The sequence below is a fragment of the Vibrio sp. 10N.222.51.C5 genome, assembly GCF_041474575.1.
GTDB classification, from domain to species: domain Bacteria; phylum Pseudomonadota; class Gammaproteobacteria; order Enterobacterales; family Vibrionaceae; genus Vibrio; species Vibrio crassostreae_C.
Window position 1 is genome coordinate 1 of record NZ_JBFRUJ010000111.1, and the last position, 238, is coordinate 238.

1 protein-coding gene is annotated in these 238 nt (G+C 42.9%); it reads right to left on the bottom strand.

The annotated features are described in order from the left end of the window. Positions 1-238: transposase (locus tag AB4558_RS21780; protein WP_372159103.1), on the bottom strand; the 238-nt coding region annotated here is incomplete at both ends.

Consider the following 238-nt stretch of genomic DNA (forward strand, 5'->3'; position numbering starts at 1 on the left):
ATAGGGTTAAGCTCTGGTGAGTATGGCGGCAATTTGATAATACTGACATTATCAAATGGGTTAGCAATATCATCGGTATGCCATCCTGCGCCATCCATTATTACCACTGAATGACGGTCTTTTTCTGTGACTTTAGATATCTGCTCTAGATGGTTTATCATGATGTCTTTGTTAACCCAAGGGACGACCATTGCCTCACCAATCCCTCTCGATGGGCACACTGAGCCAAACAAATAAG